This is a genomic window from Pseudobacillus badius, assembly GCF_002189605.1.
Classification (GTDB): Bacteria; Bacillota; Bacilli; order Bacillales; family Domibacillaceae; genus Pseudobacillus; species Pseudobacillus badius.
Map to the genome: position 1 here is coordinate 575588 of NZ_MWMM01000002.1, position 16719 is coordinate 592306.

The 16719-nt window shown below is 46.3% G+C and carries 15 protein-coding genes and 1 other annotated feature; of the genes, 6 read left to right on the forward strand and 9 right to left on the reverse strand.

Going from position 1 to position 16719, the window contains the following annotated elements; all coding sequences use genetic code 11:
- The first annotated feature begins 72 nt into the window (after positions 1-72).
- Entirely contained in the window at positions 73-1884 is a 1812-nt protein-coding gene (locus tag B1A98_RS06020) for a pyruvate kinase (protein WP_063385427.1), read from the forward strand.
- Positions 1885-2031: 147 nt separating this feature from the next.
- Here the strand turns inward: B1A98_RS06020 and B1A98_RS06030 are convergent, their stop codons facing one another.
- The 5 genes from B1A98_RS06030 to zapA all read right to left on the reverse strand — a co-directional run bounded on the left by B1A98_RS06030 (position 2032) and on the right by zapA (position 7440).
- Positions 2032-2439 (reverse strand): DUF350 domain-containing protein, encoded by a 408-nt coding sequence (locus B1A98_RS06030; RefSeq protein WP_041097615.1) that lies wholly within the window; start codon positions 2437-2439, stop codon positions 2032-2034.
- Between the two features lie 16 nt (positions 2440-2455).
- A complete protein-coding gene (locus B1A98_RS06035; RefSeq protein WP_041097618.1) occupies positions 2456-4813 on the reverse strand; it encodes an endonuclease MutS2 in 2358 nt (785 codons plus the stop codon).
- Between the two features lie 16 nt (positions 4814-4829).
- Positions 4830-6545 carry a DNA polymerase/3'-5' exonuclease PolX gene (polX, locus tag B1A98_RS06040; protein WP_063385837.1) on the reverse strand — a complete coding sequence of 572 codons (1716 nt, stop codon included), beginning with the start codon at positions 6543-6545 and terminating at the stop codon, positions 4830-4832.
- A gap of 83 nt (positions 6546-6628) precedes the next feature.
- The gene (locus B1A98_RS06045; RefSeq protein ID WP_041097620.1) at positions 6629-7174 is read right to left on the reverse strand and encodes a CvpA family protein; all 546 of its coding nucleotides are present in this window, start codon (positions 7172-7174) and stop codon (positions 6629-6631) included.
- A 5-nt stretch (positions 7175-7179) separates the two neighbouring features.
- Entirely contained in the window at positions 7180-7440 is a 261-nt protein-coding gene (gene zapA, locus B1A98_RS06050) for a cell division protein ZapA (protein WP_041097622.1), read from the reverse strand.
- A 91-nt stretch (positions 7441-7531) separates the two neighbouring features.
- Here zapA and rnhC point away from each other — a divergent pair, with 91 nt between their 5' ends.
- Positions 7532-8464, forward strand: coding sequence for a ribonuclease HIII (gene rnhC, locus B1A98_RS06055; protein ID WP_063385426.1), 933 nt, complete (start codon positions 7532-7534; stop codon positions 8462-8464).
- 365 nt (positions 8465-8829) lie between these two features.
- Here rnhC and pheT read toward each other — a convergent pair whose 3' ends face one another.
- The 3 genes from pheT to B1A98_RS06070 all read right to left on the reverse strand — a co-directional run bounded on the left by pheT (position 8830) and on the right by B1A98_RS06070 (position 13432).
- Positions 8830-11244 (reverse strand): phenylalanine--tRNA ligase subunit beta, encoded by a 2415-nt coding sequence (gene pheT / locus B1A98_RS06060; protein ID WP_063385425.1) that lies wholly within the window; start codon positions 11242-11244, stop codon positions 8830-8832.
- A 14-nt stretch (positions 11245-11258) separates the two neighbouring features.
- Positions 11259-12293 (reverse strand): phenylalanine--tRNA ligase subunit alpha, encoded by a 1035-nt coding sequence (gene pheS / locus B1A98_RS06065; protein WP_063385424.1) that lies wholly within the window; start codon positions 12291-12293, stop codon positions 11259-11261.
- A 103-nt stretch (positions 12294-12396) separates the two neighbouring features.
- Positions 12397-12621: a binding site (T-box leader), on the reverse strand.
- 43 nt (positions 12622-12664) lie between these two features.
- Positions 12665-13432 carry a TrmH family RNA methyltransferase gene (locus B1A98_RS06070; protein WP_063385423.1) on the reverse strand — a complete coding sequence of 256 codons (768 nt, stop codon included), beginning with the start codon at positions 13430-13432 and terminating at the stop codon, positions 12665-12667.
- 111 nt (positions 13433-13543) lie between these two features.
- Here B1A98_RS06070 and sspI point away from each other — a divergent pair, with 111 nt between their 5' ends.
- The 4 genes from sspI (at position 13544) to B1A98_RS06090 (ending at position 15806) form a co-directional block, all read left to right on the forward strand.
- Positions 13544-13750 (forward strand): small acid-soluble spore protein SspI, encoded by a 207-nt coding sequence (gene sspI / locus B1A98_RS06075; protein WP_063385422.1) that lies wholly within the window; start codon positions 13544-13546, stop codon positions 13748-13750.
- Positions 13751-13825: 75 nt separating this feature from the next.
- Entirely contained in the window at positions 13826-14530 is a 705-nt protein-coding gene (locus tag B1A98_RS06080; protein ID WP_063385421.1) for a DUF421 domain-containing protein, read from the forward strand.
- Positions 14531-14680: 150 nt separating this feature from the next.
- Complete coding sequence (locus B1A98_RS06085) at positions 14681-15244, forward strand: CotY/CotZ family spore coat protein (RefSeq protein ID WP_041097638.1); 564 nt, start codon at positions 14681-14683, stop codon at positions 15242-15244.
- A 178-nt stretch (positions 15245-15422) separates the two neighbouring features.
- On the forward strand, positions 15423-15806 hold the full coding sequence (locus B1A98_RS06090; RefSeq protein WP_223664018.1) for a CotY/CotZ family spore coat protein: 384 nt from the start codon (positions 15423-15425) through the stop codon (positions 15804-15806).
- Positions 15807-15808: 2 nt separating this feature from the next.
- Here B1A98_RS06090 and B1A98_RS06095 read toward each other — a convergent pair whose 3' ends face one another.
- Complete coding sequence (locus B1A98_RS06095; RefSeq protein WP_063385419.1) at positions 15809-16693, reverse strand: CotO family spore coat protein; 885 nt, start codon at positions 16691-16693, stop codon at positions 15809-15811.
- Between the last annotated feature and the right edge of the window lie 26 nt (positions 16694-16719).

Genomic DNA, 16719 nt, shown 5'->3' on the forward strand with positions numbered 1-16719 from the left:
GATTTGCACCTATCTCTTAAAAGAAGAATACAATTCATTATTAATCCTTTTTTATATTGAGGTGGATGGATCATGCACCACTTTTCGCACACTGAATTAGCGAACACGGCCTGGTCGCTGTATCAGACAGCACTGAACGAAGCTGCTGCTGTTTCAGCTTCATATCCGCGTGCCCGCCACACATTCAGCGCACAAAACCTGAAAGCCTATCTTGCTTACAAAAATAATGTTCACGCCGAATTTACAGCCGCTCTCCGCCATAAAGGGCTTTGTATAAGTTCGAATCAGCATATGATCCAAAGCTTGCACACGCTCTGTTCAAATCTAGGCATCCTTCTTCCCCGTTATCCAGCCTACCGGGAAGCACCTTTACAGCTTGCCAAGAAGCGGAAGGAGATTGTCTTAGGAAAAAAACACCGCACAGAATCTCCGCATATCATGGTCACTTTAGACACCCAAATGACCGCTTCTGTGATTGAACGTTTTTTGTTGAACGGGATGTCCATTGCCCGAATCAACTGCGCCTATGGCGAAGCAGCAGCATGGGAAAAGCTGATCAGAGCCATTCGCGGCGCTGAAGACCGTTTAAGAAGGAAAGGGCTATACGAGGGAGAAAGATGTCAAATTTACATGGACCTGGCGGGACCGAAAATTAGAATCGGACCGCTCAAAAAAGTAGCCTATCCCCTAAAGATAGGCATTAAAAAGAATCAATACGGGCAGCCTTTAAGGGCAAAAAAAGGCTTTATAAGCTGGAACCCAACAGCGGGCAGCCACTTGATGAACGAAGAACATGATTTTATTATTTACGCCTCTTCTCATCAGGAGTGGCATTCTTTTCAGCAAGGGGAGCCTCTTTATTTTATAGATAGCCGCCATAAGAAAAGACAATTTCTTATTACGGATGTTTCTTCTGCCGGTTTAGCCGTCACTCTTGAGGAAACAGCCTATATCAATGAGCAGACGACATTCAAGAGTGCAGATGGACAAGTGGAGCTGCTGGTAAGACACCTTGAGACATCACCTGTCCAGATCGAGGTGAAAAAGGGCGATTTTGTCAGGCTTTATTTGCGTGATGATATAGAAGGACATCCCGCTACTGAATCCACAACAGCGGGTATTCCAGTGACGCTTCCAGAAGCATTTGCTGCTATTCAACAAGGAGACCGGGTATTGATTGATGATGGAAAAATCCAGGCAGCAGTAAGGGAACGAAACAATGAGTTTATCGACATCGAAATTTTATTCCCCGATACGCAGGCTTCTCTTAAAGAAAACAAAGGGATCAATCTTCCTGACTGCCAGGTGAACGAAAACGTTGCTGCCCTGACGCAAAAAGACAAACAAGATTTGGTGTTTATTTGTGAGCATGCGGATATGGTCGGAATCTCCTTTGTACATAGTCCCGGCGATTTGCGGCAGCTGCAGCAGCTGATGCACAGCTTTTCGGAAAAAGACTTGGCTGTTATCGCAAAAATTGAAACAAGAGAAGCTGTCCGTAACTTCTCAAACATCCTATTAGAGGGACTGACCTTTTCAAAGTTCGGCGTAATGGTCGCGAGAGGAGATTTGGCGATTGAAATAGGATTTGAGCAATTGCCCGTTGTCCAGAAAGAGATTTTAACGCTATGCCGCGCTGCCCATGTTCCCGTTATTCTGGCGACGCAGGTGCTGGAGTCTCTGGCAAAAAAAGGAACTCCGTCTCGATCGGAGCTGGCGGACCTGTCTTTTGGCAGTGAATTTGACGGCATTATGCTAAATAAAGGCCCTTTTATGGAAGAAACCATTGAATTTTTGACAGATTCCCTTTCCCTTCTGTCACAGGTAAAAGACGGCAAGCAAATGATCACGCGTTCTTCACCGTTTAAAATGCCGACTGACTAGCTGTGAAGAAAAAACACTTCCCCGGCGGACGCCAGGGAAGTGTTTTTTTAAGCAATAAATAATAAATAAATGACACCAATGGCAAGAAAAATGCCACAGAAAACGAGCAGTACCTTTGCTAGTGTTTCCATCATCTCATGCTCCTTATTAATTTAAGGCTGCGCCAATTACATACGACAGCCCTACAGAAATAACCATAGAAATAAAGCCAACGGCACGATTATCATTTTCAATTTCCTCATCGATCCGGAAACGGGGAGTTAAAAACTCAAAGATGAAATAACCGGCCAGTAATAAAATAAAGCCAAATGCTCCCCAGCCAATCATGGTTAAGAGATTATCGTTGTGGGCAATGGAATGGCGGAAAATATTTGAAAGGCCAAAGATTTTTCCGCCTGTTGCCATTGCCACAGCCATATTTCCTTTTTTAATTTCTTCCCAATTGCGATATTTAGTTACCAGTTCAAATACGGCTAACGACAGTGTAATACAGACAACCACAACGCTGTAATAACCGGCAAGCTGTATAAATTCATTTTCCCAAAACTGGTTCATACACACAAAGCCCCTCTTATTTTAATTCAACGACCGTCACGCCGCTGCCGCCTTCTCCGGCCTCGCCGAAACGAGTCCGTTTCACTGACCGGTGATTCTTCAAATAATCTTGGACACCTTTTCGAAGCGCCCCTGTCCCTTTACCGTGAATGATGGATACACGCGGATAGCCAGCAAGCAACGCATCATCGATATACTTTTCTACCCTTGCCAATGCATCATCATAACGCTCGCCGCGCAAGTCAAGCTCAAGACTGACGTGGTAGTCTCTGCCTTTTACTGTAGCGAGCGGCTTCGGATCTGCTTTTTTCTCTGACTTCATAAATTGCAGGTCACTTTCTTTCACCTTCATCTTCATGATGCCAATTTGCACATGCCATTCTTTGTCTCCGGCTTTTTCAAGCAGCGTGCCTTTTTGGTCAAAACTGAGCACCTTCACTTCATCCCCAGGCTTCCATACCCGCTCGGAAGACGCTGCCTGCTTCTTCACTGGTTTCTTTGCTTCAGCAGGCACCGCTTCCGTGAGACGGCGTTTTGCCTCAATCAGTTCATGCTCCTTTACATCAGCTTGTTTCTCTAATCTCATTGTCCGCAAATCGCGAATCACTTCTTCAGCTTCAGCCTTGGCTTTTTCTACAATCTCCGCTGCCTGCTTGCGTGCTTTTTCAGCCAATTCCTCTTTATGAGCATAATACTCTTGCATTTGCTTTTGCAGCTCTTTATGGAACTGTTCCGCGTGCTGTAAATATTCACGCGCCTCCTGTTCCTCTTCTTCTGCTTTTCGGCGGGCCTGCTCAAGGGAAGCGATCATTTGATCGACTTCATTTGTGTCAGCCCCAATCAAACCGCGAGCCTGTTCAATAACACTGTCATTCAAGCCGAGTCTGCTGGAGATTTCAAAAGCATTGCTTCGGCCAGGCACACCTATTAACAGCCGATATGTTGGGCTGAGCGTTTCCACGTTAAATTCTACACTCGCATTTATTACACCTTCACGATTATAGCCGTATGCCTTTAGCTCAGGATAGTGAGTAGTAGCGATCACCCGGGCGCCGCGGCTATGCACGTCATCCAGAATGGCCATCGCCAGCGCTGCTCCTTCTTGGGGGTCCGTGCCGGCGCCAAGCTCATCAAACAGCACAAGACTGTCATGATCGACTTGCTTTAAAATGTCCACAATGTTGACCATATGAGATGAAAAGGTACTCAAGCTTTGTTCAATGGATTGCTCGTCTCCAATATCGGCAAACACGGAACCGAACACAGCCGTTTCCGACCCGTCAAGTGCCGGAATCGGAAGGCCTGCCTGCGCCATTAATGTCGTTAATCCGACTGTTTTCAGCGTCACGGTTTTCCCGCCGGTATTCGGCCCGGTAATTAAGATTGTGGTATACTCTCTTCCGAATTCAATATCATTTGCAACCGCCTCTTCTATCGGCAAAAGCGGGTGGCGCGCTTTATTTAAGCGGATATAACCGTCCTTATTTACGAGCGGCTTCGTTCCTTTAATTGTCCGGCCGAATTTCGCTTTCATAAACATGAAGTCAAGCTCTCCAAGCAAGCCGGTCAAATAGTACAGCTCTTCTCCGTGCTGTTCCACCTCTACTGTCAGCTCGGTGAAAATCCGCTCAATTTCCAATTGCTCCTTTAATTTAAACTCACGGATTTGATTATTCATTTGCACAATCGACTCCGGCTCAATAAACAATGTCTGGCCGGAAGAAGATTGGTCATGAACAATGCCGCCATAATGGCCGCGATACTCCTGTTTCACAGGAATCACATACCGGTCATTTCTAATAGTAATAATTGCATCAGATAACATCTTTTGTGCATTGCTTCCGCGGATTAAACTCTCCAGCTTACTGCGAATCCGGCTTTCATTGGCGCGCAATTGCTGGCGGATGTGCCGAAGCGCTTCGCTTGCTGAATCAAGAACCCCGCCATGCTCATCCACTGTATGCTTAATACGGTGTTCAAGCGGCGTCAGTACAGGAAGCTGTTCCGCTTTTTCAGACAGGATCGGCAATTCCTCTCCTTCTTCCACTAAATCATGAATAAATTGCTTCATCATGCGGCCGGCATAAATGGTGCTGGCGACTTGAACAAATTCCATCCCATTCAGCATGCCGCCGATTTGCGCCCGCTTGACTTGCGGACGAACATTGTAAATACCGCCCAGCGGTGCATGTCCCTTCAGCCGAAGTACACGAGAGGCTTCATCGGTTTCCTCCTGCAGTCGCACCACTTCTTCATAAGAAACGGACGGCTCCAGCTTTTCCGCCTGCTCCCTTCCCAAGCCGGAAGCCGCATGTTCGGCAAGCTGCTGCTTAATTTTGTCAAACTCGAGGGTTTTTAATACTTTTTTATTCACGTAACAGGATTCCTCCCTATTTGTTTCGATTAATAAAAGCCAAAAAATCTTCTTTATTGTAGGTGTTCACAACCGTTTCCGGACGAAGCCACCCTTTTCTGGCTGCTTTGGCCCCAACTTCCATAAAGTCGAGATGCTCGATCGCATGGGCGTCTGTATTAATAAAGATTTTCACTCCGGCCTCCTGGGCTTTTTTCAAGTGATCGGCACATAAATCCAGACGATGCGGGTTAGCATTTAATTCCAAGGCGGTATTGGTTTCTTTAGCGAGCTGGATAAGCTGATCCATATCCACCGCATAGCCGTCACGGCGGCCAATCAGCCGTCCAGTCGGATGAGCAATTAAATCAACGTAAGGATTTTCAAGAGCCGTTTTCAGCCGCGCCATAATCGTTTCTTGAGGCTGCGAAAAGCTGGAATGGATAGAAGCGATGACAAAATCCAATTGGCTCAATATATCATCTTCATAATCCAATGTCCCGTCCGGCAAAATATCCATTTCAATTCCAGAAAGGATTTCAATATCGTTATATCGGGCATTCAGCTGGCGGATCTCCTCAATTTGCTTTAAAAGCCGTTCAACTGACAAGCCGTTAGCAACCTTTAAAAAACGTGAATGATCCGTAATTGCCATATAGTCGTATCCTCTAGCCCGACAAGCCTCAATCATTTCTTCCAGGGAATAAGCGCCATCCGACCAAGTCGTGTGCATATGGACATCTCCCTTAATGTCGCTCAGCTGAATCAGCCGGCCGAAGCCCGGGAACTGTTCAACTTCCGTTCCGTCCTCACGAATTTCCGGTGGAATCCAAGGCAGCTGAAAATGGTGATAAAAATCTTCCTCCGTTTGGAACGTCGTTGTTTTCCCTGTTTCAGCAGATTCAACACCGTATTCACTGATCTTTTCTCTGCGTTCCTTTGCGAGCTGGCGCATTCGGACATTATGGTCTTTTGAACCGGTGAAATGGTGAAGCGTAGACGCGAACTCTTCAGCCGTCACAATCCGAAAATCCACTGATACATCCCAGTCGCCGGAAATCACAACGGAAACTTTCGTGTCACCCGCTGCAATGACTTCTTTAATTCCGGTCATTTTCAGCAGATGTTCCTTTACGGCAGCCGCATTCTCGGTCGCAATAATAAAATCAAGATCTTTAATTGTTTCCCGCAGGCGGCGCAAACTGCCTGCCCGAGAAAACTGCTGCACCGCTTTCATCTCAGCAAGCTGCTGTTCGATTGACTCCGCAAGCGGCAGCATATAAGCAATCGGCAGCCGTTCCGGGCGGCTGCCTGCTTCTTTGATGGCGGCCAAAATTTTCTCTTCGGTTTTGGCGCCGAAGCCCGGCAATTCGCGCACTTTTTTCGCTTCGCAAACCTGCTGCAAATCTTCTATGCTTTCCACATTTAACTCTTTATATAGCTTGGCAATCTTTTTGCCGCCAAGTCCCGGCAGCTGGAGCAAAGGAACGAGACCGGCAGGCACTTCCTCCTGCAGCTCTTTCAATACAGCAGATTCACCGGTTTGAATATAGTCTTCGATAACTGCTCCTGTTCCCTTGCCGATACCGGCAATTTTGGTCATATCATCAATTTCCGCCAGGCTGCGATCGTCTGTTTCAAGGGCGGCGGCAGCCTTTCGAAACGCGGAAACTTTAAATGGATTTTCCCCCTTCAGTTCCATATATATCGCTATCTTCTCCAGTAAACGGATAATGTCTTTTTTATTGATCATTGTCGTCACCATACTTTCAAAATCGATCATTTTCTCCATTATTAATAGTAACAGAAAAGCCAGACAAAACAAAAACTTCTCTTTTAAAAAGAGAAGCGGTTTAATTGAGTAAGCGGATCAAAATTTTTCAGCGCATCTGATAAATAAGGTGTATGATGGATCATATAATCGGCGATTAGTGAATCAGCTATCATGGACGAGATTCCGGAAGGCAGCAGCATGCCAAGATACACAAGCACAAATAGCACAAGGTAGATCTCAACAAATCCAAAAATTCCCCCGCCGACTTTATTCACTTCCCTTAGTACCGGGATATGTGCAATAGTATTTATGAAAGAACCGAGCACCGATAAAACTATTTTCACTAAAATAAAAATAATAATGAAGGCGATCGCTCCGTAGTAAAAAGCTTCAAAGCTGTCTGCCACTAGACTAAATGATATATTTTCATTAAGCGGCGGCATCGGAATCCAGCCTTTGAGAAGAGGGGCTACTTGCTCCCGCAAGGCTAGAGCAGCAATAATGGCAATAATCGAGCCCGCTATGTGGAAAAACTGCAAAATAAATCCGCGCTTTAAGCCAATGATAATGCCTGCGCACAGCAAAACCAGCAAGATGATGTCGATCATATCAGTCAGTCCTTCAATTCTTTTAATTCTGCTTTCAGCAATTCAATTTCTTCCTGCAATTTTACATAATCATGAACTGTATTGACGGCCGTTAATACAGCAATTTTGTTCAGGTCAAGCACAGGATTCTTCCGTTTAATGTCCCGCATTTTTTCGTCGACCAAACGGGCCACATGCCGGATATGACTGTTCGATTCCGTGCCGACAATTGTATAATGATGTCCGTATATGTCAACCGTAATCCGGTTTTTCTCTTCATTCGACAATGGAATGCCCCCATTCGTAAAGAATCCTATCTGTTATCATACCATGAGCAGGAAGCCATGAAAAGCCGCAAGCGTAAAGGAGAGTTTATCTATGAGCCATACCGTGTTAACCGTTTCCACTACTACCCTTTCAGAGATGAAAAAGCATTATGCCAGCCAGTCCGCTGCCAAACTGCCAACGGGAGCCGTCTTCGCAGCCAAAACCGCGGACTGTGCCATTACGGGCTATCGTTCAGGAAAAGTCCTGTTCCAAGGAAAAGGCGCCGCAAGCGAAGCCGCGAAATGGCAGGGAGAAACCGCCCAAGCCGCTCCTGCAAGAAAAAAGAAACCGGCACCGGCTCTGTTGCCGCCTGGCTTCTCTGAGCTGTCTGTCATCGGCAGCGATGAAGTCGGCACCGGGGATTATTTTGGCCCAATCACCGTCGTCAGCGCTTTTGTGAAAAAGGAACAGCTGCGCGAATTGCAGGACATAGGGGTTCGCGATTCTAAGGATTTAACCGATCCGCAAATTGTGGCGATTGCCAAAAAAATTGCTCGATTGATCCCCTACAGCCTGCTCATTTTAAAAAACGAAAAATATAATGAGCTTCAGCAAAAAGGAATGTCACAAGGAAAAATAAAAGCCTTGCTTCATAATCAAGCACTCATCAATTTGCATAAAAAAATCTTTCCGGAGCGGCCCGATGCGGTGCTGATTGATCAATTTGCGGAAAAAGATACCTATTACCGCTATTTAAAAGGGCAAAAGGAAATTTTTCAAGAAAATGTATTTTTCAGCACAAAAGGAGAAAGCATTCACCTGTCTGTTGCCGCCGCCTCTATTATCGCCCGCTACGCTTTTGTGAAACAAATGGATCAATTAAGTAGCGAATCCGGGTTCCCTATTCCTAAAGGGGCGGGCAGCCAGGTCGATACAGCGGCCGCACGGCTCATCCGCGAAAAAGGAGAAGGCGCCCTTCTCCACTTCACAAAGAAACACTTTGCCAATACAGAAAAAGCACGGAGACTTCTCAATAAACAATAAAAGAGTAAAGCCAGATCCGGAAATTCAGATCTGGCTTTACACGGCAGGCAAACTCAAATAGATTGAGCTTGCCTGCCGTCTTTTTTTTGTTTGTGGTCGGACAGGGACGGTTGGTTGCCATTCCAGGCGCTTCGCGTTTCGCAGGGCGAGCGGTGAATCCCGTAGGCGTTGCAAAGTTAGGCCAACCGGAAATGGACAGATGCCGGGAACAAGTTACATCATGAGCTCGGGGAGATCGGCTATTCTCCCTCAGTTTCCGAGATCAAACAAACATCAAGAGGAGGCACGGAATAAGCTCATCCCGAACCCTTTTGCCGGCAAACTGAAACACGCCCGCTAATTAGCGGGCGTGTTTGGATCAGTGATCAGCTTCTTAATTCAGCATTGACTTTTTCTTTTAACGCGTCCAGTACGCCGTTATGAACCTTGACGACTTCTTCATCCGTTAATGTTTTTTCTGGATCGAAATATTTCAAGGAGAAAGCGATCGACTTTTTGCCTGCCTCCACGTGCTCTCCTTCGTACAGGTCAAATACATGGGCGTCTTTCAGGAGCTTTCCGCCCGCCTCTTCAATAATTGCTTTTAATTGGCCAGCTTCAACGTTCGTATCCACAACGAGGGCAATGTCACGAGTAATGGATGGGAAACGCGGAATCGGCTGATAAGCAACCGGAGCTGTTTCAGCAGCGAACAGCGGGCTGAGCTTTAACTCAAATACGTATACTTCTTTGATATCAAGCTCCTTGGCTTGCTGCGGATGCACCTGGCCGACAAAGCCAATTACTTGGCCGTCCAGTTCAACAGCAGCTGTCCGCCCAGGATGCATGCCGGCTACTTCTGCTTTTTTAAATGTGATGCGCTCTAAAAGCCCAAGCTTGGCAAATAACCCTTCGAGAATGCCTTTTGCCACGAAGAAATCAACCGGTTTCTTTTCGCCTTGCCATAAATTTTCTTCCCATAAACCAGTGATCGCTCCTGCCACATGTTCTTGTTCTTCTGGCAGCTCGCCATCTGCTGTCTTCAAGAAGATGTTTCCTACCTCATAAAGAGCAATCGAATCCATTTGACGGGCATTGTTATATGCAACCGCACCAAGCAGCTGGGGAATCATGCTTAGACGCAAGTAAGCGTGCTCTTCACTCATAGGCATCGCCAGCTTGATGGGCTCGCGTGAGTCGAGTGCGTATTCTTTCGCTTTTTTCCCGCTCGTCAATGTATAGGTGATGGCTTGATTGAGACCGGCACCTTCCAGAAACTGACGGACTGCCCGGCGTTTCTTTTGATAATCCGTTAGGCCGCCCGGATAAGTGGCGCCCACAGGAACAGTTGTCGGCAAACGATCGTATCCGTATAGACGGGCTACTTCTTCCACCAGGTCTTCAGGAATCGTAATGTCGCCCCGGCGCGTTGGCACAGTAACGATGAACGCTCCATTATCCGTTTTCACTTCGAATTTCAAGCGGCGGAAAATACCCTCCACTTCTGGCGCTTCCAAGCTTGTGCCAAGAACGCGATTTAACTTCTCTAATGTGACCGCAACAACCTTTGGCTCAAGGTTGATTTCACCAGCGACTACGCTGCCAGCCAGCACCTCGCCTCCGGCATATTGGGCCATTAACTGCGCCGCACGGTCTGCAGCTGCCTGCAGGCGGTTCGGGTCCACCCCTTTTTCAAAGCGGGCGCTTGCTTCCGAACGCAGCCCGTGGTCCTTTGATGCTTGGCGGACGCGCTGGCCGTCGAAATAAGCAGATTCAATCAGCACAGTCGTTGTATCGTCTTCCACCTCGGAATTTGCGCCGCCCATGACACCCGCTAGAGCGACTCCTTCTGTGCCATTTGTGATCAGCAAATGCTCGGAGGATAAAGTCCGTTCTGCATCGTCCAGTGTCACAAATTTTTCTCCGTCCTGCGCACGGCGAACGACAATTTCTTTAGAGCCTAACCGGTCATAGTCAAAAGCATGCAGCGGCTGGCCGTATTCAAGCAGAATATAGTTAGTAATATCAACGACATTGTTATGCGGCCGGATTCCCTCTGCCATTAAGCGCGTCTGCATCCACAGCGGCGAAGGGCCGATCTTCACGTTTTTAACAATGCGGGCGATATAGATAGGATTATCTTCTTTTGCTTCAATGCTCACTGTAATCCAATCTTCCGCACGCTCTGCTGTTTCTTCCACTTCAACATTTGGAAGTTTGACTTCTTTATCAAGAAGAGCGGCTACTTCATAAGCGACCCCCAGCATGCTTAAGCAATCCGAACGATTAGGCGTCAAGCCCAATTCCAGCACTTCGTCATCCAAGTTCAATTGCAAAAGCGCATCTTCTCCTGGTGTCACTTCGTTTGGAAAGACAAAAATCCCTTCCGCATACTCTTTCGCCACAAGCTTGCTTTCGATACCAAGCTCCTGCAAAGAACAAATCATGCCATTTGACGCTTCACCGCGCAATTTCGCTTTTTTAATTTTAAAATTGCCCGGAAGCACGGCGCCGACTTTCGCCACAGCCACTTTTTGACCTTTATCTACGTTTGGCGCTCCGCAGACGATTTGCACCGGCTCTTCTTCGCCAATGTCCACTTGGCACACATTTAGCTTATCTGCATTTGGATGCTGCTCTTTTTCCAGCACATGGCCGATAACCACACCTTTAATGCCTTCGCCAAGAACCTCTACACCCTCGACTTCGATTCCGCTGCGCGTAATTTTTTCTGCTAATTCCTTGGCCGGCATGCCATCTAAGTCGACATACTCGCTTAGCCATTTATATGAAACAAACATTCTTATCCCTCCAGTTATTCATGTTCTGCAAATTGCTTTAAGAAACGAATATCGTCTGTATAGAAGTGCCGAATATCATCTATTCCGTATTTCAGCATGGCAATCCGGTCAGGTCCCATTCCGAAAGCGAAGCCGGTATATTTTTTGGAATCAAATCCAGCCATTTCGAGAACATTCGGATGCACCATGCCGGCTCCCAAAATTTCAATCCAACCCGTTTCCTTGCAAATCCGGCAGCCTTTTCCGCCGCACATGCAGCTAACATCGACTTCAACCGACGGCTCCGTGAACGGGAAAAAGCTTGGGCGCAAGCGGATTTCCCGGTCTTCTCCAAACAGCTTTTTCGCGAATACTTCAAGCGTTCCTTTCAAATCGCCCATGCTGATGTTTTCATCAACAACAAGCCCTTCAATTTGTGTAAACTGATGGGAATGCGTGGCGTCATCATTGTCGCGGCGGTATACTTTTCCCGGGCAAATGATTTTCACTGGTCCCTGGCCTTTATGCTTTTCCATTGTGCGCGCCTGCACAGGTGATGTGTGCGTGCGCAGCAAAATATCTTCCGTAATATAGAAGGAATCCTGCATATCGCGTGCTGGATGCCCTTTTGGCAAATTCAGCGCTTCAAAGTTGTAGTAGTCCATTTCTACTTCCGGACCTTCTGCGATGGAATACCCCATGCCGATAAATAAATCTTCAATTTCCTCCACTACTTTTGTAAGCGGATGGGCATTGCCTGTTCTTGCCGGGCGGCCCGGAAGCGTCACATCGACTGTTTCTTTTTCCAGTTGCGCCTGGATCGCTTGCTGTTCTAAAGCGGACTGCTTTCCTTCAATGGCTGCTGAAACGGCTGCGCGCACTTCATTCGCGAGCGCTCCCATTTTCGGACGCTCTTCTGCCGATAATTTCCCCATGCCTTTCAGCACTTCTGTAATCGGCCCCTTCTTTCCCAGATAAGCGACCCGAATGTCATTCAGCTGCTTTAAATCTGCGGCTGCTTCCACTTTGGCAAGTGCCTCTGTTTGTAACTCTTTTAATTGCTGCTCCACTGGAACATCCTCCTTTATTTTTAGAACGACCGCCTGCAAGCCATCTCTTGCGGCAGAAGCTCATCAATAGTGTTTTTGCCAACAAAAAAAGCCCCGTCTCCCGGAAAGGGACGAGGCTTTGGTCGCGGTACCACCCTTTTTAACATGCTAAGCATGTTCACTTCATTGAAGTAACGGTTCTTCACCGGGGCATCTTTACGCAGGAGCGGTCCTGATGCCGGCTCGAGAGGTGAACTTCACCCACCATTTCTTAAAAGTGCTTCCAGTCTTCGGCACTTTCTCCCTGAAAGAAATTCGATGAGCTACTCTTCTCTGTCATTGCCTTTGCTATTATGTAATTACCGTTATTATAGTCAACGTCTGGAGAAAATTCAAACGTTTTTCAAAGATTGTTTGAAATGATACAACAAAATCCCTGCGGCAACCGCTACATTCAGTGATTCGCTCTGCCCGTAAATAGGAATGTACACATTCCGGTCTGTTCTATCGAGCAATGCTTTGTCCACACCGCCGCCTTCATTGCCGACAACAAGAGCAAATGAATCCATGATGGACACTTCCCGGTAGTCAGAGGCGCCTTGCAGCGAAGTCCCAAACACCGGCACTTTCTTTTCTCTTAATTGCTCTATTGCCCTGAGAAGGGGCATTTGTATAATTGGCAAGTGAAAGTGGCTGCCTTGGGCAGAGCGGAGCACTTTTGGATTGTACGGATCAGCACATCCCGTCCCAAGGATCACTCCATCCAACCCAGCAGCGTCTGCTGTTCGGATCATTGTACCCATATTGCCTGGGTCCTGGACTGTATCTACTAATAAATATGTACGGCCCCCCAGTATATCCGCCAGCTCCTGCTTGCGGCAGATAGCAAACACTCCTTGTCCTGCTTCTGTATCCGATAAAGTTTTTGCTATTTCCGGTGTCACCATCGTCATGTCCAAATCATCCACATTCCAGTGGGGCGGCAGAATGGCTTCTTCTGAAACCATCAGTTCAATGATCTGTTCCTTATAATTTAACGCCGTTTCCACCAGGTGAAAACCTTCGATAAGATACTGTCCTGTTTTTTCCCGTTCTTTCTTTGTCAGCAGCTTTTTCCATTGTTTCACTTGCGGATTCTTCATGGATTGGATAAATTTCACGCCACTCACTCCTTTTCCTATTCGCCGCTTCATTATAGCTTAAATTTCCCGCATAATGAATCGCAAGAGCGGTGAAAATAAAAAAGATCACCGTGAAAAGGAGCGATCTAGATGAATTTCAACTTGCGCAACGCTGTATTGTCCAACGTGTCAGGAAGTTCACAAGAACAGCTGGAACACACAATCGTCGACGCTATTCAGCGTAATGAAGAGAAAATGCTTCCTGGTCTTGGCGTCTTGTTTGAAGTATTTTGGAAAAATGCCGATGAGCAGGAAAAGCAACACATGCTGCAAACCTTGGAAACAGGACTGAAGTAAACACCAGGAGTGATCCAAAGCTGCTTTGGATCACTCTTTTATCTTTACTTTGTATATAGAGGATGTGAGCAAGCAATGGACTTTGTCTATGCCCAAGATATGTTAACGCCCGTTCAATGGCTTTTGCGGGCTGTTGTCGGTTTTTTCTTTCTGCTTTTTGCCGTTAAACTTATCGGACGTCACTCTATTTCTCAATTGCGTTTGCTTGATTTTACCATGGCCCTTATACTCGGTAACATTATTTCCAATCCCTTATCCGATAAACGCTTGGAATTGCAAGGCCCTATCATTGCGATCGGCGTGTTAGTCACGCTCTATACAATTGGCACCTTCCTCACTTTAAAATTGCCTGCGCTCAAACACTGGTTTGAGCCCGCCCCCTTGAGCCTGATCGAAAACGGGCAAATTCTCGATAAAAATTTAACCCAAGCCAAGATATCCATCGACTTTTTGTTATCGCAGCTGAGAAAAGAGAAAATTACCGATATACAAACCGTGGCACTGGCTTTATGGGAGCCGGATGGCAATATCTCTGTGTTTTTAGACCCAAAGCATCAGCCGGTTACTTTATCTGATTTGCAACTGCAGCCCCCTCTCTTTTCATTTCCGTATGCCGTTATCAAAGACGGAAAAATTGATGGCGCTCAGCTAAAAAAACTCGGAAAAGATGAGCGCTGGCTCAAAGACAGCCTTCAGGTGAACAACCGTACGGCCATCGAAGAGGTTTTATTGGCGACAATTGACGAAGACGAACAATTGAAAATCTGGCTGTACAGATAATCCGGCTCTAACGGTTTAGACAAGCGAAAAAACAGAATAAACTTTTGTCCATTTTCCTTTAAATTAAGTAAGCCACCCACGCCATTTTGTCCATTCTTCATATTCTATTAAGGACAACATGTCAAATAAATAACAAAGGGGGGAAAATGAATGGGTTGTGGAGAACATTTTCATACAGGCCACTGCGTGTGTGATATTTTAGCAGAAATTGCAGAATATCAACAAGATACTGCGTCAGATGACTGTGTAAGCAGCTGTTCTGAATCTATACGTGAACTCGTAGGCGGAACAACTCCATCAAACTTCAATACAGTGCCACTTCAATTAATTTGCAGCTCAGTAAATCCAACTTCAGAAAATGCCGGTCCTGAACGCGGCGGACTATGCGGAAACGTATTTGTCGCTCAAGGCTTCCGGAGAAATACTTCTGCTGGAGCCGCACCTGGAGACCTTCAAGCGATTACAACTACTTTCTTTAGAGTTTCATCAGTTGATACAGAGAATTGCTGTGCTGTATTAGAATTGTTATGTGCAGAAGATATTACGTTTGGACCAGCCGCTAATGATTTGATCGTGCCGCCTGGGCAAGGTGATGACTGTCTGCGAACTATCACTGGACCTACATTTAGCCGTACAAGAGTTTGTATCACTGTCGATTTGAATTGCTTCTGTGGAGTTTCATGTTTACCAGCTGTATTTGCGCCAAGCATCTAACAATTGTCCTCGAACGGTGAAAGCCCTTCAGCTAAAAGAAAAATACACCCGGATCGCGGATCTGGGTGTATTTTTCTTTTTATCTACTTACTTTTACGATTAATGCCCTGCTTGTAAACATACATATTAAGAAGAAAAATTTTAAAAACTAAAGCTGAAGGAGAGGATCAGTTTGCGGATGATAAACCAGCTGCAGCAAATTCACTTCCTGCAGCAAGCGATTGAACAGCCTAGGTTGGTGTCAAAACTATTCCTTGCTGCTCCGCCTAAAGACAGAGTTCCATTGCTGTTCTATTTAATGGATGGAACCCCCTTCAAGGCTTACGGAGACATTGGGAAAACAGCAAAAGGCGCTTGCTTTACAACCTCGTTCTTCAGCATTGAAGATATCTCTAAAGACCTGCGGGTGACTCTGCAGCTGCTGAAGCCCTATGATATACACAAGATGCTGGCGGCTGACATTGAGAGCACAAGCTTTCTGGAGAAATCTTCCTCGCGTGTAGAAGTATGCGCTGAGCTTTTTGATGGCATGCAGATTTTAGATCCTCGTCTCATTAACTGAAATTATAAGCTGATTACCTTCATATCCGTAATCTCGCTAAGGGCAATCTTATGGCCTTTGAACGTATGTGTACTCATTAAGATTAATGCATTTGCTTCTGGATCAAATTGATGAATAAACCCAACATAATATTGTTTTGTTGTATTCACTTCAATAATTACCCGGTTTAACTGAATAGGAAGGGAGGTTAAGAAAGCCAGCTTTTCCACTGGGCTTTTTTCTTTGAAAGGTGTCAATCGCACGTCCTGCTTCACTCCCGGGTCATCCTGCTGGAAGACGGGCTCAGTTTCTCCATCCCCCTCTTTTTTTGGATCTGCCTGCGCCGATTCATCAGGAAGGTCAACTGTTGAAATAAAAGGGTTCTGTTCAGCCTCGCTGCTTTTCATTTTAGTAATCTGGCGCTTTAAAAGGTTGACAACTGCAAGTAATTGGTCAGTTGCTTCGGATGAACGGGACCTCCCTTTTTCATGTATAGCCATGTCAACTCCGGAATTTTTTTCCTTTATAAAAAGATTTGCAGGAGTTTCTTCCGCCTTTGCCGGACTGATCTCATTCCTTAAAGATGCAACTGCCTCTATCACCTCTTCTTCCTCAGCAACCAAATCGCTTTTCTTCCCATCTTCCGCTAGACTTTCTGCTGTCTCTTCTGGCAGATAGCTTAGTTCATCAATCTTTTCATTCGCTTGTGCCTCGCTGGCTAACTCATTTTTCGCAGCTGGATTTTTTTCTGTCAGCTTATTTTTTTCTTCCAAAGCCAGTTCGTCCGCTCCTTTTCCCCGATAATATGTCTGCATCGGCTTGTGAGACTCTGCAGCGGACGGTTGGCCCGTATATATCAACGGGCTTCCAGACGGCTCCCTTCGCTTGCTCCTTAGCCTTTTCTTCACCTTTTCTCCCTCCTCTTTTGTTTGTA

Bases quoted from the DNA above. Each gene is read 5' to 3' on its own strand.
- B1A98_RS06020 (WP_063385427.1), top strand. From the start codon at position 73: ATGCACCACTTTTCGCACACTGAATTAGCGAACACGGCCTGGTCGCTG.
- B1A98_RS06030 (WP_041097615.1), bottom strand. From the start codon at position 2,439: ATGAACCAGTTTTGGGAAAATGAATTTATACAGCTTGCCGGTTATTAC.
- polX (WP_063385837.1), bottom strand. From the start codon at position 6,545: ATGATCAATAAAAAAGACATTATCCGTTTACTGGAGAAGATAGCGATA.
- B1A98_RS06045 (WP_041097620.1), bottom strand. From the start codon at position 7,174: ATGATCGACATCATCTTGCTGGTTTTGCTGTGCGCAGGCATTATCATT.
- rnhC (WP_063385426.1), top strand. From the start codon at position 7,532: ATGAGCCATACCGTGTTAACCGTTTCCACTACTACCCTTTCAGAGATG.
- pheT (WP_063385425.1), bottom strand. From the start codon at position 11,244: ATGTTTGTTTCATATAAATGGCTAAGCGAGTATGTCGACTTAGATGGC.
- sspI (WP_063385422.1), top strand. From the start codon at position 13,544: ATGAATTTCAACTTGCGCAACGCTGTATTGTCCAACGTGTCAGGAAGT.
- B1A98_RS06080 (WP_063385421.1), top strand. From the start codon at position 13,826: ATGGACTTTGTCTATGCCCAAGATATGTTAACGCCCGTTCAATGGCTT.
- B1A98_RS06085 (WP_041097638.1), top strand. From the start codon at position 14,681: ATGGGTTGTGGAGAACATTTTCATACAGGCCACTGCGTGTGTGATATT.
- B1A98_RS06090 (WP_223664018.1), top strand. From the start codon at position 15,423: ATGATAAACCAGCTGCAGCAAATTCACTTCCTGCAGCAAGCGATTGAA.